The organism is Mycobacterium scrofulaceum (genome assembly GCF_002086735.1).
Lineage (GTDB): Bacteria > Actinomycetota > Actinomycetes > Mycobacteriales > Mycobacteriaceae > Mycobacterium > Mycobacterium scrofulaceum.
Window position 1 is genome coordinate 43,717 of sequence record NZ_MVIJ01000023.1, and the last position, 17,935, is coordinate 61,651.

Annotated in this window: 16 protein-coding genes; 6 read left to right on the top strand and 10 right to left on the bottom strand. The window is 70.8% G+C overall.

Going from position 1 to position 17,935, the window contains the following annotated elements; all coding sequences use genetic code 11:
• Nucleotides 1-2 precede the first annotated feature (2 nt).
• The 3 genes from BST44_RS16170 to BST44_RS16180 are packed head-to-tail and all read right to left on the bottom strand — an operon-like array spanning nucleotide 3 to nucleotide 3,809.
• On the bottom strand, nucleotides 3-2,369 hold the full coding sequence (locus BST44_RS16170; RefSeq protein ID WP_083178116.1) for a glycoside hydrolase family 65 protein: 2,367 nt from the start codon (nucleotides 2,367-2,369) through the stop codon (nucleotides 3-5).
• Nucleotides 2,366-3,172: a beta-phosphoglucomutase family hydrolase gene (locus tag BST44_RS16175; protein ID WP_083178159.1), complete on the bottom strand. Its 807-nt coding sequence runs from the start codon at nucleotides 3,170-3,172 to the stop codon at nucleotides 2,366-2,368. Before BST44_RS16175 ends, BST44_RS16170 begins: the two co-directional genes overlap by 4 nt.
• Nucleotides 3,173-3,194: 22 nt before the next feature.
• The gene (locus tag BST44_RS16180; RefSeq protein ID WP_083178117.1) at nucleotides 3,195-3,809 is read right to left on the bottom strand and encodes a TetR/AcrR family transcriptional regulator; all 615 of its coding nucleotides are present in this window, start codon (nucleotides 3,807-3,809) and stop codon (nucleotides 3,195-3,197) included.
• Nucleotides 3,810-3,909: 100 nt separating this feature from the next.
• Between BST44_RS16180 and BST44_RS16185 the strand changes: the two genes are divergently transcribed.
• Nucleotides 3,910-5,031: an NmrA family NAD(P)-binding protein gene (locus tag BST44_RS16185; protein WP_083178118.1), complete on the top strand. Its 1,122-nt coding sequence runs from the start codon at nucleotides 3,910-3,912 to the stop codon at nucleotides 5,029-5,031.
• A gap of 87 nt (nucleotides 5,032-5,118) precedes the next feature.
• Nucleotides 5,119-6,366: an HNH endonuclease signature motif containing protein gene (locus BST44_RS16190; protein ID WP_083178119.1), complete on the top strand. Its 1,248-nt coding sequence runs from the start codon at nucleotides 5,119-5,121 to the stop codon at nucleotides 6,364-6,366.
• A 342-nt stretch (nucleotides 6,367-6,708) separates the two neighbouring features.
• Here the strand turns inward: BST44_RS16190 and BST44_RS30675 are convergent, their stop codons facing one another.
• The 4 genes from BST44_RS30675 to BST44_RS16210 all read right to left on the bottom strand — a co-directional run bounded on the left by BST44_RS30675 (nucleotide 6,709) and on the right by BST44_RS16210 (nucleotide 10,305).
• Nucleotides 6,709-7,014 (bottom strand): alpha/beta fold hydrolase, encoded by a 306-nt coding sequence (locus BST44_RS30675; RefSeq protein ID WP_208619814.1) that lies wholly within the window; start codon nucleotides 7,012-7,014, stop codon nucleotides 6,709-6,711.
• Between the two features lie 99 nt (nucleotides 7,015-7,113).
• Nucleotides 7,114-7,917, bottom strand: a complete 804-nt coding sequence (locus BST44_RS16200; protein ID WP_083178120.1) for a class I SAM-dependent methyltransferase — start codon at nucleotides 7,915-7,917, stop codon at nucleotides 7,114-7,116.
• Complete coding sequence (locus BST44_RS16205) at nucleotides 7,914-8,738, bottom strand: class I SAM-dependent methyltransferase (protein ID WP_083178121.1); 825 nt, start codon at nucleotides 8,736-8,738, stop codon at nucleotides 7,914-7,916. The genes BST44_RS16200 and BST44_RS16205 overlap by 4 nt, the downstream gene beginning before the upstream one ends.
• 31 nt (nucleotides 8,739-8,769) lie before the next feature.
• The gene (locus tag BST44_RS16210; protein ID WP_083178122.1) at nucleotides 8,770-10,305 is read right to left on the bottom strand and encodes a DHA2 family efflux MFS transporter permease subunit; all 1,536 of its coding nucleotides are present in this window, start codon (nucleotides 10,303-10,305) and stop codon (nucleotides 8,770-8,772) included.
• Between the two features lie 78 nt (nucleotides 10,306-10,383).
• Here BST44_RS16210 and BST44_RS16215 point away from each other — a divergent pair, with 78 nt between their 5' ends.
• The 4 genes from BST44_RS16215 to BST44_RS16230 all read left to right on the top strand — a co-directional run bounded on the left by BST44_RS16215 (nucleotide 10,384) and on the right by BST44_RS16230 (nucleotide 15,240).
• Nucleotides 10,384-11,025, top strand: a complete 642-nt coding sequence (locus BST44_RS16215; protein WP_083178123.1) for a winged helix-turn-helix transcriptional regulator — start codon at nucleotides 10,384-10,386, stop codon at nucleotides 11,023-11,025.
• Nucleotides 11,026-11,118: 93 nt separating this feature from the next.
• Nucleotides 11,119-12,699, top strand: coding sequence for a glutamine-hydrolyzing GMP synthase (guaA, locus tag BST44_RS16220; RefSeq protein ID WP_208619815.1), 1,581 nt, complete (start codon nucleotides 11,119-11,121; stop codon nucleotides 12,697-12,699).
• 281 nt (nucleotides 12,700-12,980) lie between these two features.
• Entirely contained in the window at nucleotides 12,981-13,670 is a 690-nt protein-coding gene (gene imuA' / locus BST44_RS16225) for a DnaE2-dependent mutagenesis accessory factor ImuA' (protein WP_083178124.1), read from the top strand.
• 37 nt (nucleotides 13,671-13,707) lie between these two features.
• Nucleotides 13,708-15,240 carry a DNA polymerase Y family protein gene (locus BST44_RS16230; RefSeq protein ID WP_083178161.1) on the top strand — a complete coding sequence of 511 codons (1,533 nt, stop codon included), beginning with the start codon at nucleotides 13,708-13,710 and terminating at the stop codon, nucleotides 15,238-15,240.
• Between the two features lie 5 nt (nucleotides 15,241-15,245).
• Here BST44_RS16230 and BST44_RS16235 read toward each other — a convergent pair whose 3' ends face one another.
• From BST44_RS16235 to BST44_RS16245, 3 genes are read right to left on the bottom strand one after another with little or no spacing between them, the layout of a single operon-like run.
• Nucleotides 15,246-16,400, bottom strand: coding sequence for an alpha-hydroxy-acid oxidizing protein (locus BST44_RS16235; RefSeq protein WP_083178125.1), 1,155 nt, complete (start codon nucleotides 16,398-16,400; stop codon nucleotides 15,246-15,248).
• Between the two features lie 48 nt (nucleotides 16,401-16,448).
• Nucleotides 16,449-16,901, bottom strand: coding sequence for a hypothetical protein (locus tag BST44_RS16240; RefSeq protein WP_083178126.1), 453 nt, complete (start codon nucleotides 16,899-16,901; stop codon nucleotides 16,449-16,451).
• A 5-nt stretch (nucleotides 16,902-16,906) separates the two neighbouring features.
• On the bottom strand, nucleotides 16,907-17,932 hold the full coding sequence (locus BST44_RS16245; protein WP_083178162.1) for a nucleoside hydrolase: 1,026 nt from the start codon (nucleotides 17,930-17,932) through the stop codon (nucleotides 16,907-16,909).
• Nucleotides 17,933-17,935 lie beyond the last annotated feature (3 nt).

Below are 17,935 nucleotides of genomic sequence, written 5' to 3' on the forward strand. Positions count from 1 at the left end.
GCTCACTTTTTCCGGGCCAGCGCCCGGCGGTGCAGCGGCTCGCGGCCCGGCGGCTGCTGGGGCGCCGACAGCAGCGGCTTGCGGCCGCGCACCGCGATGGTTTTCGGCGCGTCGGTGCTCAGCGTCACCTCGTCGCCGGCGTGCCGGATCGTGAGCTGGCCCCCCGGCCCGTCGCGCACGGTGTAGGTGACGTCGGAATGGTTGACGTCGACGGTCAGCCGGAAATCGCGCCACCGGAGCCGGAACCGCAGCCGCGAGATGCCATCGGGCAGCGCGGGATCCAGCGAGAGGATGCCCTCGTCGTCGCGCAGGCCGCCGAAGCCACCCACCAGCGCCGTCCAGGCGCCGGCGAGCGACGCCATGTGCAAGCCGTCGCGCGTGTTGTGGTGCAGGTCGCGCAGGTCGATCAGCCCGGCCTCGTAGGCGTAGTCGTGGGCCAACTCCAGGTGGCCCACCTCGGCGCACATCACCGCCTGGGTGCAGGCGGACAACGACGAGTCGCGCACCATGCGCCGCTCGTAGTAGTCGACGTTGCGCGCCTTCTGTTCCGGCGTGAACGCGTGGCTCTGCCACTGCATCGCCAGCACCAGGTCCGCCTGCTTGATCACCTGCGCGGGATAGAGCCGGACGTAGGCCTCGTGCAGCAGCAGCGGGTAGGTGGTGTTCTTCTCGAAGTCCCACTCGGCGAGGGTGGTGAACCCGTCGCACTGCTGATGCACGCCCAGGCCGGCGTCGTAGGGGATGTTGGCCGCGTCGGCCGCGTCGCGCCAGGAGGCCGTCTCCTCGGTGGTGACGCCCATCGCCTCGGCCGCCTCGGGGTGGCGGTTGCAGGCGTCGGCGGCGGTGCGCAGGTTGTGCGCGGCCATCAGGTTGGTGAACACGTTGTCGCGCACGATCGCCGTGTACTCGTCGGGACCGGTGACGCCGTCGAGGTGCCAGACGCCGTGCCGGTCGTGGTGGCCGAGCGAGAGCCAGAGCCGGGCGGTCTCGACGAGCACCGCGAGGCCGCACTGCTTTTCCAGTTCCTCGTCGCCGGTGACGATGCGGTACCGCTCGAAGGCCATGGCGATGTCGGCGTTGATGTGCCAGGCCGCGGTGCCGGCCGGCCAGTAGGCCGAACACTCCTGCCCGCGGATGGTCCGCCACGGGAAGCTGGCGCCCTCGAGGCCCAGTTCGGCCGCCCGCTCCTTGGCCAGGTCCAGGGTGGACGCCCGCCACCGCAGCGCGTCGGCCACCGCGTGCGGCGCGGTGTAGGTGAGCACCGGCAGCACGTAACCCTCGGTGTCCCAGAAGGCGTGGCCGTCGTAGCCGGTTCCGGTGAGCCCCTTGGCCGGGATCGCGCGCCGCTCGGCGCGCGCGCTGGCCTGTAGCAGGTGAAAGAGCCCGAACCGCACCGCCTGCTGGGATTCGGGGTCGCCCTCGACCTCGACGTCCGCGCTGTCCCAGAAGTCGTCCAGGTACGCCCGCTGCGAGTTCAGCAGGCCCTGCCACCCGCTGTAGCGGGCGCTGTGGATGGCGGCCGCGGCCTGGTCGCGCAGCGCCGGGCGCGAGCGCATGCTCGACCAGCCGTACGCCAGGTACTTGACCAGGCGCAGCTTCTGGCCGGCGCGCAGCCCGCAGATCACGGTGGTGCGCGCCAGGTCGTCGCGGGCGTCGGTGCTGCACTCGACGCGGCCGGGGACGTCGATCTCGTGGTCCATCGCGGCCGACATCATCAGGGCGCTGCTGCGGGTGCGGTGCATGAGAAGCGCTCCGGTGTCGGTGTTTTCGTGATCGACGGCCACCAGCGGGCTCTCCAGGATGGCCGACACCCGCGGGTCGCCCGAGGTCTGCGGTTGGTCCTCGTTGGTGACCAGTTCTGACTGCACCGTCACGCGGACGAAATCGCCGACCGCCTCCACGACGTATTCGATGGCGGCCACACCGCGCTGGGCCAGCGACACCAGCCGGGTGGACACCAGCTTGATCTCCTTGCCGGCGGGCGAGCGCCAGTGCGCGCGCCGGGTCATCGTTCCGGCACGCATGTCCAGAGTCCGCTCGTGCGAGAGCAATTCGCCGTAGCGGACGTCGAACGGCTCGTCCTCGACCAGCAGGCGGACGATCTTGCCGTTGGTGACGTCGACGATCGTCTGCCCCGCCTCGGGGTAGCCGTAGCCGGCCTCCGCGTAGGGCAGCGGCCGGATCTCGTAGAAGGAGTTCAGGTAGGTGCCGGGCAGGCCGTAGGGCTCGCCCTCGTCGAGGTTGCCGCGCAGCCCGATGTGCCCGTTGGACAGGGTGAACAGGGATTCGGACTGGGCCAACAGGTTCAGGTCCAGCTTGGTTTCGCTGACGTGCCAGGGATCGACGGGGAAGGCTTCGTCGTCGATCATGACTGCAGCAGCTCGGCGAGGTCGGTGACCACCACGTCGGCGCCGTTGCGGCGCAGATCGTCGGCCTGGCCCACCCGGTCGACGCCCACCACGTAACCGAAGTTACCGGCATGGCCGGCCTGCACACCGGAGATGGCGTCCTCGAACACGGCCGCGGCGTCGGCGCCCACGCCGAGCAACTCGGCCCCCCGCAGGTAGGAATCCGGCGCCGGCTTGCCGGCGATGTGCTCGTCGCGCAGCGTGACACCGTCCACCCGCTGCTGGATGAAACGGTCCAGGCCGGTGATCTCCAGGACGTCGCGGGTGTTGGCGCTCGAGGACACCACGGCGATGCCCAGGCCGGCCGCCGACGCCGCCTCGAGGTATCTGCGTGATCCCTCGAAGACCTCGACGCCGTCCTTGTGCAGGACGCGCTGGAACATGTCGTTCTTGCGGTTGCCCAGGCCGTAGACCGTCTCGGCGTCGTCCGGGTCGTCCGGGCTGCCGTCGGGCAGGTCGATCCCGCGGCTGGCCAGAAACGACCGGACCCCGTCCTCACGTTTCTTGCCGTCCACGTAGGTGCGGTAGTCGGCCGCCGCGTCGAAGGGGACGAATTCCTCCCCGGTGCGCTTGGCCCGCTCGGACAGGTAATCGTCGAACATGGCCTTCCACGCCTTGGTGTGCACGCTGGCGGTGTCGGTGAGCACCCCGTCGAGGTCGAACAGGCAGGCATGCACCTTCTCGGGCAGACCCAGTGCTGGGCTCACTGCGGACCTCGCTTTCTCGGCCGGTGGGGGTTGGTGGTGCGATACCCACTCCACCATGCCGGGATGCATGCCGCCAGCGTCACTCGTCCAGCAGGCCGCGCTCGATGAGGTCCAGCACCCGGGCCCGCGAAGATTTGATGGCGGCGGGGCTCGCGGGCAGCGGCCCGTCGAGTAGCAGGCCGGCCAGGCCGTGCACGGCGGACCAGGCCGCGACCTCGGCCCCCTGCCTGCGGCGGGCGTCCAGCAGGCCGGCGGCCTGGGCTTCGTCGAGCACCTGGCCGAGGACCCCGAAGGGTTCGTCGGTGGCGTCGGTTGGCCCGGCCGAGATCGCGGGATGCGAGGTGAACGCGGTGCGGAACAGCCCCGGCTCGGCGATCGCGAAGTCGATGTAGGCCGTGCCGACCGCGCGCAGTCTCTTGCGCGGGTCGGTGCTGCGAGTGACCCCTCGGCGCATCTGCTCGGCGAGCTCGTTGCGCGCGAAGCGCGACACCTCGGCCAACAGCGCCTCGCGGTCGGCGAAGTGGCGGTAGGCGGCCGAATGCGACACCCCGGCGGCCCGGGCCGCCTCACGCAGGATCACCCGATCGGGGCCGCCCTCGCGGGCCAGGGCGATGCTCGCCTCGACCAGGGCCGACCGCAACGCCCCGTGGTGGTAGCCCTGTTTGCCGGGGGGCGCGGCGTCGTCGGAACCCATGCCGCCAGAATCTCACGCTCGCCGGGATGTTGACAACGGTCACATAGCGGCCGCATACTGCTGATGTAACCACTGGTCACATATCGAGAAGGGAACTCCAATGACACACGCACGCGTGCTGGTCACCGGCGCCACGGGAAAGGTCGGCGGCGCGGTGGCGGCCCAATTGCTGGAACGGGGGGTGGCCACCAGGGCATTGGTGCATCGCGACGACGGCCGCAGCGCCCGGTTGCGCGCCCTGGGTGCCGAGGTCGTCGTGGCGGATATGCTTGACGTTCAACAGGTTCGGGTGGCGGTCGACGGCGTGGATCGACTGTTCTTCAACCCCCCGTACCACCCGCATGCGCTCGACAGTGCGGTCAGCTTTGCGGTGGCCGCGCGCAGCGCCGGCGTCGAGGCGGTGGTCGCGCTGGGTCAGTGGCTGGCCAGCCCCGAGCATCCGTCTCTGATGACACGCCAACAGTGGTTGTCCGACAGGCTGTTTGCGCTGCTGCCGGACACCGCTCACGTCGCGGTCGATCCCGGCTTCTTCGCGGACAACTATTTCCAGGTCCTGCCGGTTGCGGCCCAACTCGGTGTGTTGCCGATGCCGAGGACGGGGGGTCGGCTCAACGCGCCCCCGTCCAACGAGGACATCGCGCGCGTCGCGGTGGGTGCGCTGCTCGACCCGCACCGCCACGACGGGCGGGCCTACCGCCCGACCGGGCCAAAGCTGTTGTCCGGCGCGGACATCGCCGATGCGGTCGGTGAGGCGCTCGGCCGGCGCGTCCGCCTCATGGAGATCCCGTCGTGGATGTTCCTGCGAGCGGTGCGCGTGAGCGCCAAGCGGCTCGGGGTCGACATGTTCTTCGAGTCCGGTCTGCGGCATTACCTGCCGGAGACCGGCCTGGGCACCTGGGAGGTGGGCGGTCCGACCACCGACGTGCGTGACGTCGCGGGGGTTGAGCCGGAAGACTTCCTCACCATCGCCCGCCGCTATGTCAACGCCGCGGACACCCGGCGCACCGCGGGCGGGATGCTGCGGGAGGTCGGCAATCTCGTGCTGACCGGGCTGGTGCCCACGCCCCGGCTCGACCGCTTCGACAGACGCCGGCAGCATCCGCAGCCCGCCCTGCCCCGGTATTCGGCCGAGTCGGCCGTGTGGCAGGCCGAGCACGCACCGTCAGTTGACCCCGCCCACTACCGGTTCGGCCTGGGCGAGTTGGCGGTGGATGCCCAGTAGGTGGTGGTGGAGCCAACTACGAAATGCACGCCCTGGCATGGATTTGGCTAGCCGAGAGTTGTCGGACCCGGCTGCAATGATGCGGTCATGTCCTTGACCGCATCGGCTCCCTCGGCAGTAAGCCCTGCCGAGCGTCTTGATGTGTTGTTCGAGGAGTTGGCGGAGCTGACCGGTCAGCGCAACGCGATTGACGGGCGCATCGTGCAGATCGTGGCCGAGATCGATCGCGACGAGCTGTGCGGCATCACCGGTGCGCGGTCGGTGGCGGCGTTGGTGGCGTGGAAGACCGGCTCGTCACCGGCAAACGCCCACACGATCGCGACCATCGCGAGCCGGCTGCGGGAGTTTCCCCGGTGCAACCAGGCGTTGCGCGAGGGGCGGCTGTCGCTGGATCAGGTGGGGGTGATCGCCGCACGCGCGGGTGAGGGATCTGATGAGCATTACGTCCAGCTCGCGCAGGTGGCCACGGTCAACCAGTTGCGTACCGCGGTAAAGCTGGAGCCGCGACCCGACCCCGAACCCCGGTGCGAGCCCGAGCGCTCGATCACCAAGACCACCAACGAGCGAGGCAGTTGCTATCGGATCAGCTTGCCCCAAGACGAGGCGGCGACGTTTGACGCCGCGCTGGCGTCGCATCGTGACGCGCTGATCGCCGAGTGGAAACGGGATCACGACGATGGCGACCCCGGCTCAGAGCAGAGGCCGCCGTTGCCGGGCACCCTCGAGGCGTTCTTGCGCCTGGTCGAGGCCGGCTGGGATGCCGAGGCGGCCCGCCGGCCCCACGGGCAGCACACCACGGTGGTGGTCCACGTCGACGTCGAGCAGCGCGCCGCCGCCCTGCACCTGGGTCCGCTGCTCACCGACGCGCAACGCCGCTACCTGACCTGTGATGCCACCTGTGAGGTCTGGTTCGAACGCGACGGCCAGCCCGTCGGCGCCGGCCGGGTGACGCGGGTGATCAACCGGCGGCTGCGCCGCGCGCTCGAACACCGACAATCGACCTGCGCGGTGCCCGGCTGTGGCGCCACTCGCGGCCTGCACGCCCATCACCTCCGGCACTGGGAAGATGGCGGCCCCACGGAGCTGGCCAACCTGGTGCTGGTGTGCCCGTATCACCACCGGGCACACCACCGCGGCGTCATCACCATCACCGGACCCGCCCACGATCTCGTCGTCACCGACGACTCCGGTCGACCACTTCGCGCGGGCTCACTCGCGCGCCCACCGACTCAAACCCCACCCCAGGTCCCGCCGTGCCCGGGGCCTCTGGGCGAGCGCGCCGACTGGTGGTGGTACACACCCTTCCAACCCCAGCCGCCGCCAACTACCAACTGAGATATGGGCCAAGTCGGCTGCTCCGCCAGTTGGGTACACCGGCCGTGCCGGATGATGCTGACCATCTCGGCGGGGCGTTCGAGAGCCGAGAAGTGACCCACGCCGCTCACCGTGACGGTCCGGGCACCGAGTAGACGAGCGACCTGCTCCCGCTCCGCCGGACGCGACCAATCGTGCTCGCTGTAGACCAGCGTGACGGACGTCTTGACCTGCGCGTAGCGGGTTTTGGCGTCGATGAGCCCCGGGAGGATGCGCATGATGGCCCGATTCACCCCGGGGTAGCCGGGCCGGTGGCCGCTGCGGCGCAGCTCGCGAATCAGGTCCCCCGGCGGCCTGTTGCGATCACGTGGGCGAACCAGTTGCCTCGTTCCAGCCCGCCCGGATAGTCGTAGGGGTTGAAGGTGACCACGCGGATACGGAGTCGGCCAGCTCGATGGAGGCGAGCAGCGCGAGCGCCCCTCCCATCGATTCGCCGGCCAGCGTGGCGTCACGCAGGTCGAGCGCTCTAACGAATTCGACTACTGCGCTGCGCAATGCGGGCTCGTCGTATCGGGCGCCGGGCACGACCCGCTGAAAGTAGTCCAGCTGGGTGCGGACGGGGTGCAGTAGGACCAGCGTCGGGCCGGTTCCCGCCGTGAAGTAGCGCAACCGGGAGCCGTCGGGCCGCGGCAGGAACCCGACCTCGCCGCGGCCGCGGCACCACGACAGCGTGTAGTGCTGGTCCGGGATCTCTTGATTTGCATGGTATTACGATTCGGCTATCGCCTGGATCGCGCGAAGGCGCCCGTCGGCCAGGGCCTGGGCGAGGTTTTCGGCTTTCCGGCGGAAGTCGGTGACGAAGGCCTGTAGGCCCAGCGGGGTTTCGGGCTGGGCGAGCAAGGCCTGCATGAGCGCGGCCGCCTGGTCGGTGAGGTCGTTCCACGATTCGACGGTGAACCGGGCGGATTCGACCAGGGCGCGCAGGTCACCAGGGGTCACCAGGTGGCTGCGTGTGGGGTGGTCGGCCCACGGGAGTGGGTAGTCGAGCGTGCCACCGTCACCAATCGCGATGTCCCACAGGGCAAGCCGACCGCCATATTTCAGCACCCGGTGCGCTTCGGAATAGAGGCGTGCCTTGTCGGCCACGTTCATCTGAACGTGCTGGCTGATGGCGACGTCGAAAGCGCCGTCGGCGAAGGGGAGTGCGGTGACGTCGGCCTGACGAACAAATATCCGGTCGTCGAGCCCGACGAGCCGGTTGAGCCAGCGATTCGTTTCGCAGTATTCCTCGGTGAGGTCCACGGCGGTGACCCGGGAGCCGTAGCGGTCGGCGACGTAGCGGGCGGTGCCGCCGACCCCGCTGCCGGCGTCGAGGACATCGCTGTCACCGTTGATCCCCGCGAGGTCGACCAGCTGCGCGGTGGCGATTCGGCCCATCGTGTGGAAGTCCTCCACCAGGCCCAGGTCGGCGGGCGCGAGGCTGTCGAGGTCCTTGCCGGCGGAGCGCAGCGCCCGCTCGATGTTGTTGCGCGACAGGCCCGTCGCGTACTGGTTTTGGATGGTGTCGTTCACTTCTGCACCTTCACCCATGCGGTGATGATCGGGGGCATCGTGATGAGGGCGTCGGCGGCCTGCGCCTCCTCCCGAAAGCGAGGAACGAAGTTGCCGATGTCGGCGACCTCGTCTATGGCGAAGCCCCCTTGTTCCGCGACGGGGGAGACCAGCCGCCAGACTTCCGCGGCGTAGGCCAGTATGTCGGCGTCGGCGGCGGTGCCGCTCGGCGTGCCCTGCGTCAACTGCGGCACGCCCAGGCCGGCGGCGGCGAAAACGGTGTGCAGCGTGGCGCCGAACCGCGCGGACAGCCCCATGGCCCCGAAGGCGCGGGCGATACCCGCGATCACCTTGTCGAACAGCGGCAGGTCCGGGACGCAGCGCGCGGCGGTGACGTCGATCTCCGAGAACGCGATGATGCCGCCGGGGCGCACGAACGTGCTGAGGTGCCGCAGCGTGGCGGCCGGGTCGGGCAGGTGCATCAAGATCAGCCGGCCGATGACGGCGTCCACGGGTTCGTCGAGGGTGATCGCGTCGACTGCGCTTTGCATGAAACGCATTGCTGACAGGCCCTTTTCGGCCGCGCGGGCGCGGGCCAGCTCGATCATCTCGGGTGCGGCGTCGACGCCGAGCACGCTTCCCGTGGGCCCGACGAGCCGCGCGGCGACGAACGACACGTCGCCGGGGCCGCTGCCGATGTCGAGCACCCGCATGCCCGGATGCAGGCCGGCGAGCCGCAGCGCGTGCTCGGTGTAGTCGTCGTACATCCGTCCCTGCAGCAGGAGCCGCTGTACCTCTACGTCGGCGTGGCCGAGGACATACGTGCTGTCGGTTGCGCTCATTTGGTTTCGTGCCTTTCTCTGTGGTGGGGGGCTAGGCCTGGGCGAGTACGGCGGACGGGGCCGCCTGCCGCCCGCGGGCCGGCAGGAGCCAGGCGACGACGATCGCGGCGCCCAGCGCGATGCCCGCGCAGACCAGCGAACTCACCCGCAGGCCGTCGAGGAAGGCGCGATCGACGACGGCGCGGACGTGGCCGGCCTGCGCGGCCGGCAGGCGCCCGATCACGTTGTGCGCCATGGCCATCGAGTGCCGCATGGCTTCGGCGGGCAGCCCGGTCAGCGCGCTCGGCTCGAGATGTCCCGAATAGACCGAGGCGAAGATGCTGCCGGCGATGGCGACGCCGAGCGTGCCCCCGAGTTCGCGCGTGGTGTCGTTGACCGCCGAGCCGACTCCAGCCTTGTCGGCCGACAGCGATCCCATGATGGCCTCGGTGGCCGGCGAAAAGGTCAGGCCGAGGCCGCCGCCGAGCGCCAGCATCTGCGCGGCGATCTGGGTGTACGGCGTTGCGGCGTCGGCCGTCGACGCCCAGGCCAGCCCGGCGGCGAACACCGCGAGACCGGCGGAGACGACGGCGGTGGTGCCGATTCGTTCCACCAGCCGGGGCCCCACGATGCTCGCCAGCGCGATCGAGCCGGCGACCGGCAGCAACCGCACCCCGGCCTGAAATGCCGTGTAACCCTTGATGAATTGGAAGTACTGGGTGATGACGAAAATGAAGCCGAACAACGTCAGGAAGCCGGCGGTGACGGCCAGGCTGCCGCCGGAGAAGCGGCGATTTCCGAACACCGACACGTCGAGCATCGGGTGGGTGCTGCGCCGTTCCCACGCCGCGAATCCGGCGAGAACCGCCGTGGCGAGGGCGAATCCGGCCGCGGTCCGGACGTCGGTCCAGCCCCAGGTGGGCGCCTCGATGACCGTGTAGACCAGTGTGGTGATGCCGACCGCGGACAGGATCAGGCCGCCGACGTCGACGCGCGGCGCCGCAGGGTCGCGCGAGGTCGGCACGAACAACGCGCCCCCGACGATGGCCAGCGCGGAGATCGGGATGTTCACCATGAAGATTGAGCCCCACCAGAAGTGTTCCAGCAGCCAGCCGCCGCTGATCGGTCCGACGGCCACCCCGACGCCGACCATGGCCGCCCACAGCCCGATCGCCTTCGCGCGGGGCACCGGGTCGGTGAAGATGTTGGTGATCAGCCCCAGCGTGGTCGGGAAGATCACCGCCGCGCCCACCCCCATGGCCGCGCGGGCCGCGATCAGTGCGTCGGCCGAATCGACCTGTGCCGCGACGCCGGAGGTGAGGGCGAACAAGGCCAGGCCGAGGCTCAGCGAGCCGCGCCTGCCGTAGCGGTCGGACAGGCTGCCGGCCGACAGCAGTAAGCCGGCCATCACCAGGGTGTAGGCGTCGACGATCCATTGCAGTTGCGCGGTGTCGGCGCCGAGTTCGCGCGACAGGGTGGGTAGCGCGACGTTGACGATGGTGGCGTCGACGCTGATCACGAAGACCCCGAGGCAAATGACGGCGAGCGCGGGGACGGGGCGGCTTCGCAACAGGGGTTCCGTGTGCATGACAAGACGCTAAAGCTAAGAGACAAATAAATCAAGTAGTTAGTAGAGAATCATGTCTACCATTGGTAGGGTGGCCTGGTGGCGACCCGCAGGACCTACAACCAGAACTGCCCCATCGCGCTCGGGCTCGACGTGCTGGGCGAGCGGTGGACGCTGCTGATCCTGCGCGAACTGGTCGGCGGTCCCCGCCGCTACGGTGACCTGCGCGCCGAGTTGCCCGGTATCGCAACCAATCTGCTGGCCGAGCGACTCAAGGAACTCCAAGACGCCGGGCTGGTCGACCGCACCGACCTGCCCGCCCCGATCGGGCGGACCGTCTACACCCTCAGTGACGCGGGGTGGCAGCGGGCGTTGCCCGTGTTGCGGAGCGTCGCGCTGTTCGGCCTGGACCGGTTGGACCCGTTCGAGGGCGGCGGGGTGTCGCCGCTCAACGGGTTTCTGGCCGGAATCCTGCTCGGCTTCGACTCGGCCAAGGCCGCCGGTCTGGAGGCGACCTGCCGGGCCGAGATCGACGGCCGGCGTTTCGACTTCGCGGTGACCCGGGGCCGCCTGGCCGGTGGTCACGGCGAACCTTCGGTCACGATCACCGCGGCAGCGGCGGATCTGGTGACCGCCCGCCTGGGCGCGAGCGAGGCCAAGCGCAGGGCGGCGCTGCGGCGCATCGCCGTGACGGGCGATCCTGCCGCGGTCGGCGCGGTGCGTCAGGCGTTCGCGCTCTAGGCGGGCGGTTCGCCGCCGTCCGTTGGCCGCGCCCGGCGTGCCCGCCGCGACGTGGCCGTCCGGGCCGATCAGAAGCCCCATTAAGCTTGCAGCGTGGCGAACCTTGGTGGTCCCGAAGCGGCCGGGCCGGTCCGGCCCGTGCTCGTGGTCGATTTCGGCGCGCAGTATGCGCAGCTGATCGCCCGGCGGATCCGGGAGGCGCGGGTCTTCTCCGAGGTCATCCCGCACACCGCCTCGATCGACGAGATCAAGGCGCGGCAGCCGTCGGCGTTGGTGCTCTCCGGGGGTCCGTCCAGTGTCTACGAAGAAGGCGCCCCGCAACTCGACCCGGCGGTGTTCGACCTCGGGGTGCCCGTGTTCGGCATCTGCTACGGATTTCAGGCCATGGCGCAAGCCCTGGGCGGGACCGTCGCCCACACGGGCACCAGCGAGTACGGCCGCACCGAGCTGAACGTGGTTGGCGGCGAACTCCATTCGGGTCTGCCGACCGCCCAGCCGGTGTGGATGAGCCACGGTGACGCGGTCACGGCCGCGCCGGACGGATTCGACGTGGTCGCCAGCAGCCCGGGCGCGGTGGTGGCCGCCTTCGAGAACCGCAGCCGCCGGCTGGCCGGGGTGCAGTATCACCCCGAGGTCATGCACACCCCGCACGGGCAGCAGGTGCTCAGCCGATTCCTGCACGAGTTCGCCGGGCTGGGCACGGAGTGGACGCCGGCCAACATCGCCGGTGCACTGGTGGAGCAGGTGCGCGAACAGATCGGAGACGGCCACGCGATCTGCGGGCTGTCCGGCGGGGTGGACTCGGCGGTGGCCGCCGCGCTGGTGCAGCGCGCCATCGGCGACCGGCTGACCTGTGTCTTCGTCGACCACGGACTGCTGCGCGCCGGCGAGCGCGAACAGGTGCAGCGCGACTTCGTGGCCGCCACCGGCGCCAACCTGGTCACCGTCGACGCCGCGGGCACCTTCCTGAAGGCGCTGTCGGGGGTGACCAATCCCGAGGGCAAGCGCAAGATCATCGGCCGCCAGTTCATCCGGGCCTTCGAGGGCGCGGTGCGGGACATCTTGAGCGCCACCGGGTCTGAGGTCGATTTCCTGGTGCAGGGCACGCTGTATCCCGACGTGGTGGAATCCGGCGGGGGCAGCGGGACCGCCAACATCAAGAGCCACCACAACGTCGGTGGCCTGCCCGACGACCTGAAGTTCAAGCTCGTCGAGCCGCTGCGGCTGCTGTTCAAGGACGAGGTGCGCGCCGTCGGGCGTGAGCTTGGCCTGCCGGAGGAAATCGTTGCGCGGCAACCCTTCCCGGGCCCCGGTCTGGGCATCCGGATCGTCGGCGAGGTCACCGCGGCGCGGTTGGAGACCCTGCGCCGCGCCGACTTGATCGCACGCGAGGAGCTCACCGCCGCCGGCCTGGACAACCTGATCTGGCAGTGCCCGGTGGTGCTGCTGGCCGACGTCCGCTCGGTCGGTGTGCAGGGCGACAACCGCACCTACGGGCACCCGATCGTGCTGCGGCCGGTGTCCAGCGAGGACGCCATGACCGCCGACTGGACCCGGGTGCCCTACGAGGTGCTGGAGCGCATCTCGACCCGCATCACCAACGAGGTGCCCGAGGTCAACCGCGTGGTGCTGGACATCACCAGCAAACCCCCCGGCACCATCGAGTGGGAGTAGGTTCGGCGCCTCGCTCGGGCGCGACTGCCGGCCCGTGTCGCGACACATAACTGGTTGCGACGACACGCCGACGGGAGTCGCAGTGGTTTATGACTCGCGAATGCGCGCCGCCCTCGGCGCCCCCTCCGAACGCCAAAATCGCCCCTTTCGCCCCACCGGTATCGATCGCATAAAGCGCCCCTCACGTTTCTTGACGGTTGTCGGAGGGCGGGTGTTTACTCGCAATCAGTCGAACATACTTTCGAAAACAGTCGTGCGAGAGCGGTGGTAGGAGGTTGGTCATGACTGCGGCTTTCGCCCCCGATCACCGGCCGGAAACCCGCGCCGAGCAGCTGGAATCGCTGCGCCGGCGGATGGCCGTGATCACCGGGAGGGTGCCGGGGTCCGCGTCCCGCCCAACCCCTTGCGCCGACGACCTGCTTCCGGAATCGGAGTCCCGGCTGGCGTTGCCGCAGTGGCTGGCGGAGTCGCTGCCGGCGCCGCTGCCGCGGGGGACGGTGGCGGTCCTCTCGGGCGCCCGGTCGTTGCTGCTGGGCGTGGTGGCCGCGGTGACGGCGGCGGGCGGCAACGTGGCGATCGTCGGGCAGCCGGACATCGGGCTGCTGGCCGCCGCGGAGATGGGGGCGGATCTGAGCCGGGTCGCGGTGATACCGGATCCCGGGACCGATCCGGTGGAGGTGGCCGCGGTGCTCGTCGACGGCATGGACCTGGTGGTGCTCGGCCTGGGCGGGCGCCGGGTGCCGCACACCCGGGCGCGGGCGGTGGTGGCGCGGGCCCGCAACAAGGGGTGCACCGTGCTGGTCACCGACGGTGACTGGCAGGGTGCACCCACGCGGCTTCAGGCCCGGGTCTGCGGGTACGAGATCACCCCGGCTCCCCGCCCCGGCCTCGGCCGGATCAGCCGGGTGCGGCTGCAGGTCAGCGGCGTGTGTGCGGGACGACGGGTGACCGCCCGGGCGCGGGCCGGGTGACGTCGAAGTGGCATCCCGGGTGCTGGCCATCTGGTGCATGGACTGGCCGGCGGTCGCGGCCGCCGCGGCCGCCGGCCTGCCCGCGACCGCCCCGGTGGCGGTCACGCTGGCCAATCGGGTGATCGCCTGCTCGGCGGCCGCCCGCGCGGCGGGGGTGCGGCGGGGGCTGCGCCGCCGGGAGGCGGCGGCCCGGTGTCCGCAGCTGCACGTCGGTGCCGCCGACGCGGACCGCGACGCTCGCCACTTCGAGGCGGTCATCGCGGCGGTGGACGACCTGGTGCCGCGCGCCGAGGTGCTGCGGCCCGGGCTCCTGGTGCTGCCGGTGCGCGGGGCGGCCCGCTATTTCGGCTCCGAGGCCGGCGCGGCCGAGCGGCTGGTCGACGCGGTGGCCGCAGCGGGCGCCGAGTGCCAGGTCGGGATCGCCGACCGGTTGTCCACCGCGGTCTTCGCCGCGCGGGCGGGCCGGATCGTCCCGGCGGGCGGCGACGCGAAATTCCTGTCGGCGCTGTCGATCCGCCAGCTCGCCACCGAGCCGAGCCTGTGCGGCCCCGGGCGCGAAGAGCTGACGGACCTGTTGTGGCGGATGGGAATTCGCACCATCGGGCAGTTCGCCGCGCTGTCGGCCACCGACGTGGCGTCCCGGTTCGGCGCCGACGGGGTGACCGCGCACCGGTTGGCCCGCGGCGAACCCGAGCGGGGACCGTCCGGCCGGGAGCCGCCGGAGGAGCTGGAGGCCGTGCTGGACTGCGACCCGCCGATCGACCGGGTCGATGCCGCGGCCTTCGCCGGGCGCTCGCTGGCCGGCGCGCTGCACCGGACGCTGATGGCCGCGGGGGTGGGCTGCACCCGGCTGGCCATCCACGCCGTCACCGCCAACGGCGAGGAGCTGCACCGGGTGTGGCGGTGCGCCGAGCCGTTGACCGAGGACGCCACCGCCGACCGGGTGCGCTGGCAACTGGACGGCTGGTTGAGCAGCCGGACCGCGCGCAACCCCCGCCCGACGGCGGCGGTGACGCTGTTGCGGCTGCAGGCGGTCGAGGTGGTGTCGGCCGGGGCGCTGCAGCTGCCGCTGTGGGGCGGCCTGGGCGAGGAGGATCGGCTGCGGGCGCGCCGCGCCCTGGTGCGGGTGCAGGGCCTGCTCGGCCCCGAGGCGGTGCGGGTGCCGGTGCTGTCCGGCGGGCGCGGGCCGGCCGAACGCATCACGTTGACCCCGCTGGGTGACGAGCTCCTCCCGCGCGCCGACCCGGGCCTGCCGTGGCCCGGCCGGCTGCCCGAACCGTCACCGGCGGTGCTGCTCGACGATCCAGTGGAAATACTTGATGCCCAAGGCAATCCGGTGCGCGTGACGAACCGGGGGCTGTTCTCCGCCGACCCGGCGCGGCTGCTGGTGCACGGCCGGGACGAACGGCTGGACTGGTGGGCCGGGCCGTGGCCGGTCGACGAGCGGTGGTGGGATACCGACGTGGGCAGGGGCCGTACCGCCCGTGCGCAGGTCCTGCTGGAGGGCGAGCGGGCGTTTCTGCTGTGCTACCGCCAGCGGCGCTGGTATCTGGAAGGCAGCTACGAGTAGGGGCGCTACCCGGTGCGCCGCAACGTGTCCGGCGTCAGGTCCTTGAGCGAGGGATACCCGTCGACGGCCATGATCAGGTCCGCCTCGGCCAGCAGTGAGCGCAGCACGTGCGCGATGCCGTCGACGCCGCCCAGTGCCAGCCCGTAGGCGTACGGTCGGCCGACCCCCACCGCGGTCGCCCCCATCGCCAGGGCCTTGATGATGTCGGCGCCGCTGCGCACGCCCGAGTCGAACAGCACCGGCAGCCCGTCGGCGGCCTCGAGCACCCCGGGCAGGCAATCCAACGTCGGCAACCCACCGTTGGCTTGCCGACCACCGTGATTGGAACAGTAAATGCCTTCCACCCCAATGTCTTTGGCGCGCCTGACATCGTCGGGGTGGCAGATGCCCTTGACCATCAGCGGCAGGTCGGTCTCCGACCTCAGCCACTCCAGGTCCTCCCACCGAAACGGCCCGCCGAAAATCGGCAGCTTGCGAACCGCCGCCTCGGTGGCATCTTCGCCCGGTTTGAGGCCGGCCCGGAAGACCGGATCGCTGGTGTAGTTGGCCAGGCATCCACTGGGCACCTGCGGATAGTTCCCGCCGCTCAGGTCGCGGGGCCGCCAGCCGGTGACCCACGTGTCGAGGGTGACGGCGATGCCCTTGAAGCCGCACGCCTCGGCGCGGTGCACCAGGCTGGCGGCCATCTCGCGGTTCGGGGGCGTGTACAGCTGGAAGAACGCCGGGGTGTCACCCAGCTCGGTGGCCAGGTCTTCCATCGGGTCGGCCGTGAGCGTGCCCACGAAGAACGGGACGCCGGTGCGGACCGAGGCTCGTGCGCAGGCCATGTCTCCGTGCCCGTCCTGGGCGCATACCCCGATGACCCCGATGGGTGCCATGAAGATCGGAGACGGAAACCTCACCCCGAACAACTCGATGGACATGTCCCTGTCCTCGGGCGCGATGCCCATGCGTGGGTACAGGCCCCAGCGCTTGAACGCCTCGCAGTTGGCGCGCTGGGTGTGTTCGTCACCGGCGCCGCCCGCGACGTAGCCCAGCACTTTTGGCGTCATCGCCGCCGACGCCTTCGCCTCCAGCTCGTCGAATCTGATCGGGTACTGCGGCTGATTCCCGTGCAGCGACTGGTCGTACAGCTCGGTTTGGTAATCGGCGAAGGCCATAACCGTGGCAGTACCCCACGTCCTGGGGGCCAAACGGGGCCGCTAGGCCTACCGGTCGCGGACCGCTTGCGCGCGCGCCATCAGCCCGGCGCCGCCGGGCAGCGCGCCCACGACGGCGCGGGCCAACCGGTCGCGGCCGCGGACGCCGTCGGTCCTGGCCTTGCCGGCGCGCAGGTGGCGCCAGCCCAGGCCCGCCCACGCCGCCGCGACCGCGGCGTCGGTCACCCCGCCGCGAGCCCGGCGGCGGTCGACCACGGCCAGACCGAGCGCGGTGGCGGAATGCACCGTGTCGACCCAGACGCCGGCCGCCAGCACCTCCGGACCGGGATTGATTCCCGACAGCAGGGCCTGGACGAGATGACGACCGCCCAGGATCCGGGTGACGACGAGCGCCTTGCGATCGACCTGCACCCCGTGGATGTGGTCGAGCACCTCGGACGGTGCGGTCAGCAGCGCGGCGCCCCAGCCGGCGCGCAGGACTTCGATGACGCGAATCTTCATGTTAACTAGGCTAACCGGCGCGCGAACGTACCAACCCGTTCGATGAACCGGTCGAAGAAGGCCGCCGCGTCCACGTCAAGCCCGATCAGCGCGTTGGGTTCTCGCTGCCCCGACCAGTCCGTCACCGTCATGGCCCGGGTCAGCGCGCCCGTCAACTCGATGTCCACCGACGCGGGCCGAGTGGTGACCAGGCCCGGGTCCAACGCCACCGCGGCGGCCAGCGGGTCGTGCAGGTGCGCCCGATATCCGTGGCCGATGTCGTGGTAGGCCTCCAGGTAGAACCGCATCGCGTCCTCCACCACGCGGACCAGCGGGTTGGACGCCGTCGAACGGGTGCCGGGCCCGTCGTCCGCGCTCATCGGCGTCGCCGTCGACCCCGCGGTGGCAGCCAGCCTGGCGAGGTGATCCGGTGTCATCGCCACCTTACGGGTCAGGTCCAGGCCGCACAGGATCGGAAGACGCTCTCGGCCAACGATTTCGGAGCTCCAGGCCGCCAGCACCTCGGCCGCGGCCTCGGGGTCCACGCTGACGTTCCATTCCGCCACCGCGGTGGTGTTGCCCCGGTGGTCGTAGGAACCGCCCATGACGACCAGGCGGCGCAGCAGCGTCGGCAGCGCCGGTTCGGACCGCAGCGCCAGCGCCAGATTGGTCAGCGGGCCGGTCGCCACGCCGACGAGCTCGCCGGGGAAGGCGTGCGCGGCGCGCACCCAGGCGGTCGCAGCGTCGTGGTCGGTGAGCCCGCGATCGCTCGGCGGCAGGTCCGCATACCCCAGCCCCCGGGGGCCGTGGACCTTCGACGGCAGCCTCATCGGCCCGGTCAGGGTCTCGTCGGAACCCTTCGAGACGGGCACGCCGGTGACGCCGCACAGCTCGATCAGGCCCAGGTTGTTCAGGCAAACCTGCTGTACCGCAACGTTTCCCCCGCTAGAGGCGATGCCGACGACGTCCGCGTCCGGGCTGGCGAACAGGTACATCAGCGCCAGCGCATCGTCGACGCCGGTGTCGACGTCGACGAAGACGGGCGACTTCATGGC

Bases quoted from the DNA above. Each gene is read 5' to 3' on its own strand.
- BST44_RS16170 (WP_083178116.1), bottom strand. From the start codon at position 2,369: ATGATCGACGACGAAGCCTTCCCCGTCGATCCCTGGCACGTCAGCGAA.
- BST44_RS16175 (WP_083178159.1), bottom strand. From the start codon at position 3,172: ATGGTGGAGTGGGTATCGCACCACCAACCCCCACCGGCCGAGAAAGCG.
- BST44_RS16180 (WP_083178117.1), bottom strand. From the start codon at position 3,809: ATGGGTTCCGACGACGCCGCGCCCCCCGGCAAACAGGGCTACCACCAC.
- BST44_RS16185 (WP_083178118.1), top strand. From the start codon at position 3,910: ATGACACACGCACGCGTGCTGGTCACCGGCGCCACGGGAAAGGTCGGC.
- BST44_RS16190 (WP_083178119.1), top strand. From the start codon at position 5,119: ATGTCCTTGACCGCATCGGCTCCCTCGGCAGTAAGCCCTGCCGAGCGT.
- BST44_RS16205 (WP_083178121.1), bottom strand. From the start codon at position 8,738: ATGAGCGCAACCGACAGCACGTATGTCCTCGGCCACGCCGACGTAGAG.
- BST44_RS16210 (WP_083178122.1), bottom strand. From the start codon at position 10,305: ATGCACACGGAACCCCTGTTGCGAAGCCGCCCCGTCCCCGCGCTCGCC.
- imuA' (WP_083178124.1), top strand. From the start codon at position 12,981: ATGACTGCGGCTTTCGCCCCCGATCACCGGCCGGAAACCCGCGCCGAG.
- BST44_RS16230 (WP_083178161.1), top strand. From the start codon at position 13,708: ATGGACTGGCCGGCGGTCGCGGCCGCCGCGGCCGCCGGCCTGCCCGCG.
- BST44_RS16235 (WP_083178125.1), bottom strand. From the start codon at position 16,400: ATGGCCTTCGCCGATTACCAAACCGAGCTGTACGACCAGTCGCTGCAC.
- BST44_RS16240 (WP_083178126.1), bottom strand. From the start codon at position 16,901: ATGAAGATTCGCGTCATCGAAGTCCTGCGCGCCGGCTGGGGCGCCGCG.
- BST44_RS16245 (WP_083178162.1), bottom strand. From the start codon at position 17,932: ATGAAGTCGCCCGTCTTCGTCGACGTCGACACCGGCGTCGACGATGCG.